Below are 14,377 nucleotides of genomic sequence, written 5' to 3'. Positions count from 1 at the left end.
TGGGTGCGGTTGGTGATTAGGCCTCGACCGTGGCGTCAGAATCGCCGCCGCGCTTGGCGCGCTCTTCCATGAACTGGTCGAACTCGGCCTTGTCCTTGGCTTCGCGCAGGCGCTGAAGATAGTCTTGGAAGGCTTCCTGTTCTTCCTCCAGGCGGCGCAGCATGTCAGCCTTATAGGCGTCGAAGGCGGCGTTGCCGGAGCTGCGCATGCGATTCATCTTGGCCGTGCGACGCGATGAGCAGGTCATTGAGGTTTTGCGGTCGGAAAACATGCGTTTGCTCCAGATCATGTAGGCGAGAAGGGCAAGGCCGACGGGCCAGAAGAAGACAAAGCCTAGGACCATCGCAGCGATCCATGCGCCTTTGCCGCGCGCGTCGAGCCAAGCTTCGGTACGGGTGAGCCAGTTACCGGAAGTCGTTTGGCCGGCGTAGGCGGTGGACGGTGTCATCTCTGTCTCCTCTTTGGTTGATGTGAATGCCTTTCACATGACAAGAGATGGTGAGCGGTCTGGGCCGTTCAAGTCCCAATGTTAATTTTCTTCACATATTTGCTCGCTGTGCGGGTGAAGGGGCGGTAATACCTTGTTTCATATGTATAAAATAAGTTGGTGCTGGCGGCGTTTCGAAAGAGGTCGCTGAAACACACCGAGCAGAACAGCCTTGTGGGAAGCCATGGTTGAGGCTGACGCGACGGTCTCCTCGCCCACTGCACGACAACGTTAATAGACCCATACTGACGGCGCGCCCCGCGCAAAAGGACGCTCGAAAGTGTCCCGCGTCAGTGTTGCGTCAATAGCCGCGCCAGATCCAACCGCCGCCGAACACGCGGGTGCTGTCCATGTCATAAAAGACGCAAGCTTGGCCCGGGCTGACGCCTTCTTCTGGCGTCAACAACTCGACCTCCGCAAACCCTTCGCCCTTTGGCCGTAAGATGGCCTCACGCGGTGGACGGGTGGATCGGACTTTGACGCCGATATGCCATTCTGACCGTGACTCGAGCGGCGCGTCCCCCAACCAGTTGAGTTCACGCAGGGGCACCAGCCGTGTGGCAAGCGCAGATTTCGGTCCAACCACAACTTGCCGGGTCTCAGGGTCGAGTTTCACCACATAAAGCGGCTCCGACAGGCCCCCAATGCCAAGGCCCCGCCTTTGACCGATCGTGTAGTGAATGACACCGTGGTGTGTCCCGAGGGGTTTGCCGTCGAGGTCCACGATGTGTCCCGGCTCTCCGGCGCCCGGACGTAGTTTTTCAATCACCGACGCATAGTCGCCGTTCGGAACAAAGCAGATGTCCTGACTGTCTGGCTTATCCGCGACCGGCAATCCGTATTTGGCCGCCAGCGCACGCGTCGCGGCCTTGTCCTCAAGGTGCCCCAGGGGGAATCGCAGGTAATCAAGCTGCTCCGACGTGGTTGAGAACAGAAAATACGATTGATCCCGAACGGGATCGGCGGCGCGGTGAAGCTCCGCCCCGGATGCCCCAAGGCGACGCTGGATGTAATGACCAGTCGCCATGCAATCGGCATCTAGGTCCTTGGCCGTTTCCAGCAGGTCGCGAAATTTCACCCGTTCATTGCACCGAATGCACGGCACAGGCGTCGCACCACCGAGGTAGGAATCGGCGAATTCTTCGATGACCGATTCCCGAAAAGAATTCTCATAATCAAGGACATAGTGCGGAAACCCCATGGTTTCAGCGACCCGGCGGGCATCATGAATGTCGCGCCCGGCACAACAAGCACCCTTTTTCGCGAGGGCGGCGCCATGATCATAGAGTTGAAGGGTCACGCCAACCACATCATAGCCTTCTTCAGCCAATTGCGCGGCCACGACGGAGCTGTCCACACCGCCGGACATGGCGACGACGACCCGCGTGTCGGATGGGGCTTTGGCAAAACCCAGAGAGTTACGTTTGGCATCAAGTGGCATAGCGGCCTCCGGCGGGTGTTCCAGCGATCTGGGAAAATCCGAAGTATTTTCAAGTGGCTCCTTCACGCTCGCTTAACGCCAACGGGCTCAGAGATGACACGCGATAAACGAGTAGGAGGCTTTGATGTATCTCAGGAAAGGGCCGGGTCCAAGGGTGGTTACGCTGCCCGACGGTCGACAGTTGACGCGCGCTGATTTGCCGCCGCGGGGCACGACGCGATGGGTCGCGCGACGTAAGGCAATGGTTGTCATGGGGGTCGAGTCGGGCCTCATTACACTGGAGGAAGCGATAGAATGGTATGAGCTATCCGAGGAAGAATACGCGGGGTGGGCCGCTGCCGTATCGGCGCATGGGACCGAGGGTCTCAAAACCACACTTATTCAGCAATATCGACAGTCTTGAGTTGTAAGCAGTGCAGGACTTCGCGCAGGGTAACGGTAAGTTAACTAATTCACGCAAAGGTCGGAGTACACAATAGCACCGCCGGGAGATGGCCATGCGAATCCTGCTCGTAGAAGACGACCCAACCACTTCCAAGAGCATTGAAATGATGCTCGGGAGTGCGAATCTCAATGTCTATTCGACCGATATGGGCGAAGAGGGCATCGATCTGGCAAAACTCTATGATTACGATTTGATCCTGCTCGACTTGAAATTGCCCGACATGAATGGGCACGACGTTCTGAAGCAACTTCGGATGAGTCGAATTGAAACGCCAATCCTGATCCTATCCGGGTCTGACGACACGCAGAACAAGATTCGCGGCTTCGGGTTCGGTGCAGACGACTATATGACGAAGCCATTCCACCGCGATGAACTGATCGCGCGGATCCATGCAATTGTTCGCCGGTCCAAGGGTCACTCGCAGTCGGTTATCCGCACCGGCGCGGTAGAAGTGAACCTGGATGCGAAGTCGGTTGAAGTTGACGGGCGGACCGTTCACCTGACTGGCAAGGAATACCAAATGTTGGAGCTTTTGTCCCTGCGCAAAGGCACGACGCTTACTAAGGAGATGTTCCTTAACCATCTCTACGGCGGCATGGATGAGCCAGAGTTGAAGATAATCGATGTCTTCATCTGCAAGCTACGCAAGAAGCTGTCCGAAGCGACCGGGGGCCAAAACCACATCGAGACCGTCTGGGGACGGGGCTACGTCTTGCGGGACCCGCAGTCCGCTTCCGCCGGTGATAAGGACCTGATGTCGGCCTAGTTGGAACCCCTAGCATTTTTTGGCGCTTATGAAGTGGTCGATGGTGTCGCCGTTTGTTGGACAGCAGATGGGTGATTGCAAAACCGTAGGATGGAACCGAGCAACTTTACTCGCGTATCCTCCAAACTCGACTAAGTTGGAGGCCAAGATCAGCATTGCCGGATTCGCGGTATCGCTGATCGCAAAGTCGGTCTTGTCGTCTTTGGTCATGTAGCTCACTAACAGCTGCTCGAAACGGATGTGAGGGACCGGTTTGCTTCATACGTTTTTGTCGAGAGCAGCGTGAAACAGCGCGCTACCATACAGGCCGCGCGTGGCTCAAGTATTGAAACAACACACGGACTTGGGGCATGCTCCAGTTCAGAGGCTTTTGCCCAGGTGAACATGTGCTGATCCCGTTTGAGGACTTATCGTCGCCGTTTGAAATGCATCACAATCAGACCAGTAACGATCTAGACCGAAAGCCTGTACCGCTTGGGAGTGTTCAAAAAGGGCGAGCTACATCAAGCGCTCTAACGTTGGCCAGACCTCTGGCTTGCGTCCAACGCCGGAGCTAATCGAATTCGCAGTCCGGTCGAAAGGGCTTGGACGCTGGAAGGCGCCGCGAGTGGTCGGCACTGGGAGCTGTGTCTGGCAAGCCGATTTGTTTAGCTTCTCCTTTGTGCTGATCTTCGGAAATGACGGTAGACTCACGTCTCGGTCTCTTCGCCATATGTCGCGCGACACCCTCGAACGGGAATGCTCTACCGGTTGCTTGAGAAGCTCAAGGCCAACAAGTTGACGCTGCTTGAGGGCGAGCGCTTAGGGAAATTTGGAGCTGACGCATCATACGCTCCAAAGACCAGCCAAGTAAAAAAGAGAGGCGGATGAGAACGACGCGCTGGCTTGTGTGACAGGTCCAGACCGAGACCATCCTGAGGTGTGACTAATGGGTGGACCCTGGCAAGTCGCAGATGCAGCGCGGACCAAAGGGCTCGGACGTCAACGCAGGGGAGCGTTTCCGTAACCGTGCGGGTATCCGTCTTCAGGCTAAGCGCAACGGCGTTACCTCTGGCGCTTGCCCCCCGCGGCTGCTCTGATCGGGGCTGAGTTTACCCGTCAAACTTACCAAAATGCTCCGCTGACCGGATCGCTTGCGATCACACGACGCTCCGGGACTGGTCTCACCAGTCCGCGCGCCATATCACCACTATGGGCAGCCGCAGGAGAGGGCCGTGACCGAGATCGACGCGCAAGAGCTAGATGCAATGACGCCCGAGGCGGCCAAGGAAGAACTCCGACGTCTCGCAGACCTGCTCAACTCGGCTAATGCCGCCTATCACCAAGACGATGCCCCGCAGATGAGCGATGCGAACTACGATGCACTCAAGCGGCGGAATACTGCGATTGAGGCGCGGTTCCCTGAATTTAAACAATCAGATAGTCCAACAGACCAAGTGGGGGCCGCGCCGTCGGAGGGGTTTGGAAAGATCGCCCACGAAGTGCGAATGCTGTCGCTCGGCAATGCATTTGAAGCGGACGACGTCACCGATTTCGACGGTCGGATCAGACGCTACCTTGGCTTGGACGCAAAAGACCCGCTTGCTTACACAGCCGAGCCCAAGATCGACGGGCTGTCGCTATCCATAAGGTATGAAGCCGGCAATCTGGTTCGGGCCGCGACCCGGGGCGACGGGGAGGTGGGCGAGGATGTTACGGCCAACGTTCGTACCATCGAAGATATCCCCAAGCGGATCGAAGATGCGCCGGACGTCCTGGAAGTGCGGGGCGAAGTCTATATGTCCCACGCCGATTTCGCCGCCCTCAATGCACGGCAAGCTGCGGAGGGTGCGAAGGTTTTCGCCAATCCGCGAAATGCCGCGGCAGGCAGCCTTCGCCAACTGGACCCAAGCATCACAGCAGCGCGTCCCCTTCGGTTTTTCGCATATGCGTGGGGCAGCTTGTCCGAGCCGTTGGCCGATACGCAGTATGACGCCCTGGCGCGTCTGCACCGGATGGGATTTGTCACCAATGACGAAACCAAGCTGTGCAAAGGGGCCGAGGACCTGCTGTCGACCTATGCAGATGTCGCCGCGAAACGGGCTGATCTGGGCTATGACATCGATGGTATTGTGTACAAGGTCAATGACTTGGCCTATCAGGCGCGCCTGGGCTTTCGCTCAACGACGCCTCGCTGGGCCATCGCCCATAAGTTCCCCGCTGAGACGGCCTGGACCCGGCTTTTGGGGATCGACATCCAAGTGGGGCGGACCGGCGCCCTGTCGCCCGTTGCGCGGCTAGAGCCGGTGACGGTTGGCGGTGTGGTTGTGTCCAATGCCACGCTCCACAACGAAGACTACATCGCGGGGCGCGATGCGAAGGGCCGCGACATTCGCGGCGGGACGGACCTGCGTGCGGGCGACCGGGTCGAGATCTATCGGGCCGGTGACGTCATCCCGAAAGTGCGCGACGTGGACCCGCGGGCGCGGCCGCCAGAGGCGGTGCCCTTCGTGTTCCCGGACATCTGCCCGGAGTGTCAAAGTCCCGCGCTGCGAGAGCCGGGCGAGTCCGTAAGGCGCTGCACCGGCGGCTTGATTTGCCCAGCCCAACGAATTGCCCGTTTGAAGCATCTCGTCTCCCGTGGGGCGCTGGACGTGGACGGCTTGGGTGACAAGGAAATCGAGCGGTTTCAAGAGATTGGGTGGATCGTCGCTCCGGTGGATATCTTCACGTTGCAGGATCGTTACGGCAGTGGCCTACAAACCGTCGCGGGGCTTGATGGATGGGGGGCGACCTCCGCCGACAACTTGTTTTCCGCCATCGAAACGGCCCGTGAGCAGCCTTTGGCCCGCGTTCTCGTCGGCCTCGGGATCCGTCATCTTGGAGAGGTGGCCGGGCGTGATCTGGCACGGCACTTCGGCAGTTGGTCGGCCCTTGTGACGACGGTGGATACGGCACTGCCAGCTGCGGAGGCACACCGCCGTGCGGAAGAGGCTGAGCTGGCCGAACGGGCGCGGGCATCTGATGAAGGTCGCCGCCCCCGCCTCGCCGAAACCCGTGCAGCGGCCTGGGCAGATGTTGCGGCTGACGCCCGCGCCGCTTGGGAGGATTTGACGGGCATTGACGGTGTTGGGGCCACGCTCGCCTTGGCGGTTTGTGATGCCCTGTCTGCCCCCCAGGAACGGGCCGCAATCGATGCACTCATATCCGCACTCCGGATTGCTCCGCCCGAAGCTCCCGCCCAAGAAAGCCCAGTCGTCGGCAAGACGGTGGTGTTTACGGGCAGTTTGGAGAAAATGACCCGTGCCGAGGCCAAGGCGACAGCCGAAGCCTTGGGGGCCAAAGTCTCCGGGTCCGTATCGTCCAAAACCGACTTGCTCGTGGCAGGCCCGGGGGCCGGGTCAAAGGCAACGAAAGCCGCAAGCCTCGGAATAGAGACCATAGACGAAGATGCCTGGCTTGCATTGATCGGGGCGCGATGACCGGACGCCCAGAACAATTGTTCCCGCTGTTTGCGGGGCTGGAAACCTTGCCGGGCGTCGGCCCAAAAACGGCGAAGCTTTTGGCGAACCTGGCCATCGCCGCGCCGCGCGACCTGCTGTTTACCCTTCCGTCGAGCGGGGTGGACCGGGCGCCTGTGGCGTCTGTTCAGGATGCGGCCTTGCCGGGCGTGGTGACCGTGCCGGTGACGATTGGGCGCCACATTCCGCCGATGCAAAGGGGACGCCCATATCGGATCGAAGTTGAGGATGCGAAGACCACCTTTCAGGTCGTCTACTTTCGCGGCGCGGCGGAGTTGCATCAGCGCCTGTTGCCGACGGGTCAGCGCCGCATCCTGTCTGGGAAGGCGGAGCTCTATGATGGCATCGCGCAAATGCCGCACCCCGATCACGTGTTGTCCGAAGGGGAAGCCTTACCCGCCTATGAGCCGGTCTATCCTCTGACCGCCGGCATCACGGCAAAGGTCATGGCGAAGGCCGTAGCCGGCGCGCTGAGCCGCGTTCCACCCCTGGCCGAATGGATTGACCCGAACCTCATGGCCGAGCGGGGCTGGCCCACGTTTGCCCAAGCCCTGCAGGAGGCGCATCACCCGTTGGCTGCCGCCGACCTGTCCCCCGCGTCGATGGCTCGCCAGCGTTTGGCCTATGATGAGTTGTTTGCCCATCAGTTGACCCTGGCCCTCGCCCGCACGACAGAACGGTCGCGTCCGGGGCAGGTGACCGAGGGATCTGGGCGTCTTCGGCGTAAGGTGTTGGCGGTGCTTCCTTTTCAGCCCACCGGCGCGCAGCAGCGCAGCGTTGATGAAATCGCTGACGACATGGCCCGGCCTCGCCGCATGAACCGCCTGCTCCAGGGGGATGTGGGGTCCGGAAAGACGCTCGTTGCGTTGATGGCGCTTCTGACCGCCGTGGAGGCCGGGGGGCAGGGCGTTCTCATGGCCCCGACCGAAATCCTCGCGCGGCAACATGCGGAGGGCCTGCGACCCTTGGCAGATGCGGCGGGCGTCGTTTTGGAATTGCTCACCGGTCGCGATAAGGGACGGGAGCGCGAGGCCAAACTGAGTGCATTGGCCAACGGGGATATTCACATCCTTGTCGGGACCCATGCCGTCTTCCAACGGGACGTGACCTTCGCTGACTTGCGTTTGGCCGTGATCGACGAACAGCATCGCTTTGGGGTCAGGCAGCGGATGCTGTTGGGGGAAAAGAACGCCGCGACGGATGTCCTCGTGATGACGGCAACGCCGATTCCACGATCCCTCGCGCTGACGCAATACGGTGATATGGACTTGAGCGTGCTGGACGAAAAACCGCCAGGGCGGACGCCGGTGCAGACAGCGACCGTGCCCGTATCCCGGATGGACGACGTCATCGCGAAGCTGCGCGCGGCCGTGGCCGAAGGACGGCAGGCCTATTGGGTCTGTCCCTTAGTCGAAGAATCGGAGGTGATCGACGCGACCTCGGCCGAGGAACGGTTCCGCAGCCTGAGGGCCGCCTTGGGCGACGGCGCCGTTGGACTGGTCCACGGTCAGATGGCCCCCGCCGACAAGGATGCCGCCATGGCGGCTTTCGTCGCTGGGCGAACATCTGTTCTGGTCGCGACAACGGTGATCGAGGTGGGCGTGAACGTGCCCAACGCCTCCATCATGGTGATTGAGCGGGCCGATACTTTTGGCTTGGCGCAGTTGCACCAGCTGCGGGGCAGGGTGGGTCGGGGCGCCGCCGCGTCGACCTGTTTGCTGATGTATAAGGCGCCGCTCGGGGATACGGCTGAGGCACGTTTGCGCATCCTGCGTGAAAGCGAGGACGGGTTCCGCATATCCGAAGAAGACCTGGCGCTGCGGGGGGCAGGCGATGTGATCGGCACCGCGCAATCGGGCCTCCCTCGATTTCGGGTCGCGGATTTGGAACGGCAGGCCGCGTTGATGGCAACGGCGCAGACGGATGCGCGCGCGCTTTTGGCGGCGGATCCTGATCTCAGCAGTCCGCGCGGACAGGCGGCGCGCCTCGTCTTGTGGCTGATGGAGCAGGACCGTGCGCTCCGGCTGTTGCGCGTTGGGTAGGAGAACGAGCGCTATTTGTTCTCATATGTTCCCATAAAGTTCTTTACAGACTGTCCTCAATATGAGAACAAAAGAACAACAAGAGCATCAAGAACAGGTGACCCCATGCTACGCAAGCTTTTCCAGATCGATCCGCAAACCGACGATGGTTTGTTGTACGATGTCCTTGGTGGCGTGTGGTTGGTGACCCTGATGCTCAGCCTGCTTCACCTGCCGAACCTTGTGGCGTGATCGGCCCGCCCCGTGATCTTTTAAGCTGACGTTGCGTTTCTGCCCGCGTCTGGATCGTCTCTCCACCAGCATCGCTTCCCCATGTCGATGATGGCGCCGCTTGCTTCCCCGGTAACTGGCGATACGCCAAAGGCTTCTGACACCTTCGGCCACTGCCTGCGCGATCCTGATGCACCTGTCCCGCCGCCTCCGATCTTTGGAGTGCGGCGGTTTTTTTTAACGGGGCGGAGATGCGCCGTCTTGCAAGAAACGATCTCTGTAGAACCGACCCGCTGAGACCACCTAGCGGACGGATTTCGTGGTCTCACTAAACTCAGGTTTTAGTGTTTGGCGGGGGGTGTGCGACCAGGCGATGCACACGGTAACAGGTAATTGGCTGTCAAAAATGGGGTAGGCAAAGACCGGCCCCCGCGACCGATCAAAAAACGCCCGCCGGATCGGCGCAGCCTAGCCGTCCCGATATGCGAGCCGCAGACCACCCCAATGGCGGCCCGCAACGATCAACGGCACAGAGATATCCTTCATCAGCACGAATTCCCCACCACCCATATTGCGACGGTAAACTTGGATCAAAAACGGCGCGCGGTTTGATCCCGCTTTGGACCCTGTCCGGTCGTCAAAGATCCGGCGATTGCGACAATTGGCATTGTTCCACGCGGGATCCGGACCCTGCGGTTTCGAAAAGCGGAGGTTGTGGGTCGGAATGTAGCCGTTCCGATCACAGGGACAGCACAGGATTACAGACGGATCGCGGCCCAAGGCGCCCTCGATGATCGTCTGGACTGTTTGGTCCATGAAGGCTGCGAAAGGCGTCTCGTGCTGCTGCGGCGCGGTGCCCAGGATCGGCGTATATCGGAAATCGAACAGGGCCTCCCGCGAGATACGACCCGCCGCAAGCCCGGCCTCCATCGCGGCCGTCACGTCCTGCGCGACGTCCTTCGCAATCCCTATGAACCGATGATCTGGGCCATCTGTTTCAATTTCTACGGCCTTTTGGAGAAGGGCTTCGCAAGCATCGGTCATTTTCCCAGACCGTTTCCGCGCCTGGCGCACTTCGTGGGCTGTGGCATGGGCCGCTGTTTCGATGGCGTCATAGATCGGCTGGGCGCGGTCGTTGCCCGCCGCGAGCGAGGTCATCGCCGTCTCCACCCCCTGGATCCGTTCACGCGCGCGGGCCATGTCGCCCACGATTCCTTCGACCGTGCGGCGCGTCTCTGCCGCGCTTTCGATGCCTTTCTCAAAGTCAGGCTCATATTCCGTCGCATCAGCGCGCATGGCCGCCGTCCAATCGTCGAGCGATGAGATGCTGTCCGATATTCCGCCCGCCGCCTCGGCCGTTTTGCGGGAGAGATCGTTGATGGCCTCGGCCACGACGGCAAAGCCGCGCCCCGCAGCACCGGCCCGCGCTGCCTCAATGGAGGCATTCACCGCCAGAATGTTCACCTGCCGCGCAATACGAGCAATTTCGCCGTTACTGGCCACAATCTGCTTCAACAGTGCTTCAAGATCATAGGTGCGGCGCGACACATCGGTGCCCCATTTCGCCATCCTATGAAACCGGTCGGAGTTTTCGGCGATGGAACTGATCCGGGCCGTCGCCGCGGCCTCGGTTTCCGCGGCCACCTGTGACAGCTCCGCGATTTCGGCGTTCACGGCCTGGATAGCATCACTGATGTTGTCACCAGCCTGTCGCAAGGTCGCGACATCCCCCTGACTGCGCTGTGTTCGCGCGTCAATGTCATCGACAAACCCTGCGAGGTCGAAGACGAGGAAGCCCAAGGGCACCACCGTTTGCGCGAGTCCCGTTGATGGGGTCACGACACTATCGGTCAGCACCGGGCGCGCGAGGGAGGCGGACATCAAAAACTCCTGCAAGGGGTCATTACAGGGGCCTAACAGCCGCATTTTACTACAAGGTTAAGACGTGTGTTCGACCTGCGCATCCACGGTCGATAAGGCCTCCACGGTTGCGTCCAACGCAAGCAGGATCGAGGCGTGACGGTTTCGGAAATCACGGGCCGGTGTCAGCACTTCGAAGCCGTCGAACGGCGCCTGCGGGACGTCCCCGCCATCTTTGAGCATCGCTCGCAACTGGTCCCGCGCCGTGCTCACCTCCGCCAGGGAGCGCCCAACCATGACTCGCCCGCTCACCGACGCGGCGGCTTGACCTAAGGCACAGGCCTTCACGTCTTGGGCATAGCGAGAGATTCGGCCATCGACCACGTCAAGCGACACGGTCACCGTCGATCCACACAGCGGTGACTGTTTGCGCGCCGTCACTTGGGGATCCGTCAGCGGGTCAGTGGCCGGCATATCCGCCGCCAATTCCAAGATGCGACCAGAATAGAGTTTGATCAGATCGGCTTCTGACATCGGCTTCCTTTCTCGCGGCGTTCCCCTTAGGTAGCGGGCGACCGCTGTGATGCAAAGGTGCCAATATGTCCTTCGACCCCGCAAGTCTGACGTATGACAGCAAGGGGCTGATCCCGGCCATAGCCCAGGATGCGACAACGGGCGAAGTCCTCATGATGGCCTGGATGAATGCCGAAGCTGTGGCCAAGACATTGGAGACGGGCCGTGTCACCTATTGGTCGCGGTCGCGACAGGCCTTTTGGGTCAAGGGGGATACATCGGGTCATATCCAGCGCCTCGTGGATCTGCGGCTCGATTGCGACCGCGATTGCCTGCTGATGCAAGTGGAGCAGACCGGAGCGGCCTGTCACACAGGGCGGCGGACCTGCTTCTACACAGCGGTTCGAGACGACGCAGAAGTCGAACTGATGTCCCCGATGGGCGACGCGTAGCCGCTCCATTAACTGGGAAAGCCGGAAACGGGGTCTAATTGCTGCTGGGCAAGGGCGCTGTTGCAAGAGTTTCACCTTGCGATGGTAGCGCTAACATGTAAGAGGCTCACCAGCCCCAGCCAAACGGAGATGCGCCATGCCCCTGGACAGTCGGCTTGAAAGGATCACGGACACCATCCGTGAGCGGTCGCGCCCAACACGTGACCGATACCTGAGCCGGATGCGTGCCTTGGCCCAGGAAGGTCCGCGCCGGGGGCATTTGGACTGCGGCAACCAGGCCCATGCCTATGCGGCGATGGGGGACCAGAAAGACGATCTTGTCGCGGAGCGGGTCCCGAACATTGGGATCGTCACGGCCTACAACGACATGTTGAGCGCCCATCAGCCGTTCAAGGACTATCCTGACCGCATCAAGGCCGCGGCCCGTACTGCGGGCGCCACCGCGCAGGTGGCAGGTGGTGTTCCGGCCATGTGCGATGGTGTGACCCAAGGCCAAACCGGAATGGAATTGTCGCTGTTTTCCCGCGATGTGATCGCTCTGGCGGCGGGGGTCTCCCTCAGCCATAACACCTTCGACTCGGCGCTATACCTGGGCATCTGCGACAAGATCGTGCCTGGGCTCGTCATCGCGGCGGCGACCTTCGGGTACCTGCCAGGCATCTTTGTTCCCGCCGGTCCCATGACAAGCGGATTGCCGAATGATGAAAAGGCCCGCGTCCGCCGCGACTATGCCGAAGGCAAAGTGGACCGAAAGGCCCTGATGGCCGCCGAAATGGCCAGCTATCATGGGCCCGGGACCTGCACCTTCTACGGCACGGCGAATTCGAACCAGATGTTGATGGAGTTCATGGGGCTGCATCTGCCCGGAGCCAGCTTCGTCAACCCGGGCACGCCATTGCGGGATGCGCTGACGGATGCGGCGACCGAGCGGGCGGCTGCGATCACGGCACTCGGAAACGCCTATACGCCGGTCTGCGACGTCTTGGACGAGCGGGCTTACGTCAACGGCCTCGTCGGCTTGATGGCGACGGGTGGGTCGACGAACCTCGTCCTCCATCTGGTCGCCATGGCCCGGGCCTCGGGCGTGCATCTGACCTGCGGGGATTTTGACGAGATCTCAGGTATCGTTCCGCTGATGGCGCGGGTCTATCCCAACGGGTTGGCGGACGTGAACCATTTCCACGCGGCGGGCGGACTTCCGTTCATGATCGGGCGCTTGCTGGAGGCGGGGCTGCTGCACGAGGATGTTCAAACTGTCGCTGGTCTCGGCCTGTCGGCCTATGCGCAGGAGCCGACCCTGAAGGACGGCCAATTGGCCTGGGCGCCGGGACCCCGTGACAGTCTGAATGACAAGATCCTGAAATCGCCCGAGGCGCCTTTCGCCGAAACCGGTGGCTTACGGCAGGTGCGGGGCAACCTGGGGCTGGGTGTCATGAAAATCAGTGCGGTAGCGCCCGACCTTCATGTCGTTGAGGCGCCAGCACGCGTGTTTCACACACAGGATGCCGTCAAGGCCGCCTTCCGTGCCGGGGAGTTGGACCGAGACGGTGTGATCGTTGTCCGCTATCAAGGGCCACGGGCCAACGGGATGCCAGAACTCCACGGCCTGACCCCCATTTTGACCGTGCTGCTGCAACGGGGTCACAGGGTGGCCTTGGTCACCGACGGGCGCATGTCAGGCGCCTCCGGCAAAGTTCCCGCGGCCATCCATGTCTCGCCAGAGGCGCTCGACGGTGGACTGATCGGTAAACTTCAAGACGGTGATCTGCTGCGCGTGGACGCAGCCAGTGGGCGTCTGGAGGTTCTTACCGAGGGCGTCGCAAGTCGAGAGGCCGTCCAACCCGATCTCAGCGCCAACGGTCACGGCGTGGGTCGCGAATTGTTCGACGTGTTCCGCGCCACGGCCGGGCCTTCGGACCAAGGGGCAGGGGTCGTGGTCTGATCCCAGCGCTTCCTCCACTTAACGACTTTTTCTCTTACTTTCGAAGGTCTCCGATGACGCCACTAGATCAATCCAAAGCCGCACGCGAGATCGCGGGTCAGGCGCCCGTCATCCCGGTTCTCGTGCTGGACGACACGGCCCACGCACGCCCATTGGCCGAGGCTTTGGTCGCCGGTGGTCTGCCCGCGTTGGAGGTGACTCTGCGCACACCGGCCGCACTTGATTGCATTTCGGCCATGGCCAACGTCCATGGCGGCTTTGTCGGCGCGGGAACCCTGCTCACGCCCGAGGACGTCAAAGCGGCCAAGGCTGCGGGCGCAACCTTCGGCGTGTCCCCAGGCGCGACAGACAAGTTGATCCAGGCCTGCATTGATGAGGATTTGCCCCTCCTTCCCGGGGCCGCGACCGCGACCGAGGTGATGCGCCTGCTGGAGGTCGGCTTTGATATGTTGAAGTTCTTCCCCGCTGAAGCTTCGGGCGGCGCACCGGCGCTTAAAGCCATCGGCGCGCCGATCCCGCAGGTTTCATTCTGCCCAACCGGAGGCGTGAGCCTCGCCAACAAGGCCGACTACCTCGGACTGTCGAACGTGGTCTGTGTCGGTGGATCCTGGGTCGCCCCGAAGGACAAGATGGCCGCTGGCGATTGGAGCAGCATCGAAGATTTGGCGCGGGCGGCGCGTGCCTAGGGCCGGGCGGGCTGCTCGGGGCGTGAAAGGGAC

General features: G+C 61.1%; 13 protein-coding genes. 8 read left to right on the top strand and 5 right to left on the bottom strand.

Going from position 1 to position 14,377, the window contains the following annotated elements:
- Positions 1–16 precede the first annotated feature (16 nt).
- Positions 17–448 carry a DUF2852 domain-containing protein gene (locus tag K5R33_RS12975; protein ID WP_220749459.1) on the bottom strand — a complete coding sequence of 144 codons (432 nt, stop codon included), beginning with the start codon at positions 446–448 and terminating at the stop codon, positions 17–19.
- Between the two features lie 340 nt (positions 449–788).
- Positions 789–1,928 carry a tRNA 2-thiouridine(34) synthase MnmA gene (gene mnmA, locus K5R33_RS12970; RefSeq protein ID WP_220749458.1) on the bottom strand — a complete coding sequence of 380 codons (1,140 nt, stop codon included), beginning with the start codon at positions 1,926–1,928 and terminating at the stop codon, positions 789–791.
- Between the two features lie 124 nt (positions 1,929–2,052).
- Between mnmA and sciP the strand changes: the two genes are divergently transcribed.
- Entirely contained in the window at positions 2,053–2,331 is a 279-nt protein-coding gene (gene sciP, locus K5R33_RS12965) for a CtrA inhibitor SciP (protein ID WP_220749457.1), read from the top strand.
- Positions 2,332–2,425: 94 nt separating this feature from the next.
- On the top strand, positions 2,426–3,139 hold the full coding sequence (gene ctrA / locus K5R33_RS12960) for a response regulator transcription factor CtrA (protein ID WP_220749456.1): 714 nt from the start codon (positions 2,426–2,428) through the stop codon (positions 3,137–3,139).
- A gap of 9 nt (positions 3,140–3,148) precedes the next feature.
- Here ctrA and K5R33_RS12955 read toward each other — a convergent pair whose 3' ends face one another.
- Positions 3,149–3,349, bottom strand: coding sequence for a hypothetical protein (locus K5R33_RS12955; RefSeq protein WP_220749455.1), 201 nt, complete (start codon positions 3,347–3,349; stop codon positions 3,149–3,151).
- 1,037 nt (positions 3,350–4,386) lie between these two features.
- Between K5R33_RS12955 and ligA the strand changes: the two genes are divergently transcribed.
- The 3 genes from ligA (at position 4,387) to K5R33_RS19085 (ending at position 8,912) form a co-directional block, all read left to right on the top strand.
- Positions 4,387–6,600, top strand: a complete 2,214-nt coding sequence (ligA, locus tag K5R33_RS12950; RefSeq protein WP_220749519.1) for an NAD-dependent DNA ligase LigA — start codon at positions 4,387–4,389, stop codon at positions 6,598–6,600.
- Positions 6,597–8,681: an ATP-dependent DNA helicase RecG gene (gene recG, locus K5R33_RS12945; protein WP_220749454.1), complete on the top strand. Its 2,085-nt coding sequence runs from the start codon at positions 6,597–6,599 to the stop codon at positions 8,679–8,681. Before ligA ends, recG begins: the two co-directional genes overlap by 4 nt.
- A 105-nt stretch (positions 8,682–8,786) precedes the next feature.
- Positions 8,787–8,912: a hypothetical protein gene (locus tag K5R33_RS19085; RefSeq protein ID WP_255576388.1), complete on the top strand. Its 126-nt coding sequence runs from the start codon at positions 8,787–8,789 to the stop codon at positions 8,910–8,912.
- Positions 8,913–9,359: 447 nt separating this feature from the next.
- Here K5R33_RS19085 and K5R33_RS12940 read toward each other — a convergent pair whose 3' ends face one another.
- The gene (locus K5R33_RS12940) at positions 9,360–10,772 is read right to left on the bottom strand and encodes a methyl-accepting chemotaxis protein (protein ID WP_220749453.1); all 1,413 of its coding nucleotides are present in this window, start codon (positions 10,770–10,772) and stop codon (positions 9,360–9,362) included.
- Between the two features lie 57 nt (positions 10,773–10,829).
- Positions 10,830–11,285: an iron-sulfur cluster assembly scaffold protein gene (locus tag K5R33_RS12935; protein WP_220749452.1), complete on the bottom strand. Its 456-nt coding sequence runs from the start codon at positions 11,283–11,285 to the stop codon at positions 10,830–10,832.
- Positions 11,286–11,350: 65 nt separating this feature from the next.
- Between K5R33_RS12935 and hisI the strand changes: the two genes are divergently transcribed.
- The 3 genes from hisI to eda all read left to right on the top strand — a co-directional run bounded on the left by hisI (position 11,351) and on the right by eda (position 14,344).
- Positions 11,351–11,716 carry a phosphoribosyl-AMP cyclohydrolase gene (gene hisI, locus K5R33_RS12930; protein ID WP_220749451.1) on the top strand — a complete coding sequence of 122 codons (366 nt, stop codon included), beginning with the start codon at positions 11,351–11,353 and terminating at the stop codon, positions 11,714–11,716.
- Positions 11,717–11,852: 136 nt separating this feature from the next.
- Positions 11,853–13,658: a phosphogluconate dehydratase gene (gene edd, locus K5R33_RS12925; protein ID WP_220749450.1), complete on the top strand. Its 1,806-nt coding sequence runs from the start codon at positions 11,853–11,855 to the stop codon at positions 13,656–13,658.
- Between the two features lie 53 nt (positions 13,659–13,711).
- Positions 13,712–14,344: a bifunctional 4-hydroxy-2-oxoglutarate aldolase/2-dehydro-3-deoxy-phosphogluconate aldolase gene (gene eda, locus K5R33_RS12920; protein ID WP_220749449.1), complete on the top strand. Its 633-nt coding sequence runs from the start codon at positions 13,712–13,714 to the stop codon at positions 14,342–14,344.
- Positions 14,345–14,377 lie beyond the last annotated feature (33 nt).

Origin of the sequence: Jannaschia pagri (assembly GCF_019655435.1) — a bacterium.
Taxonomy (GTDB): Bacteria; Pseudomonadota; Alphaproteobacteria; order Rhodobacterales; family Rhodobacteraceae; genus Jannaschia; species Jannaschia pagri.
Note: the sequence above shows the minus strand (reverse complement) of the source record. Positions and strands in the feature narration are given on the sequence as shown.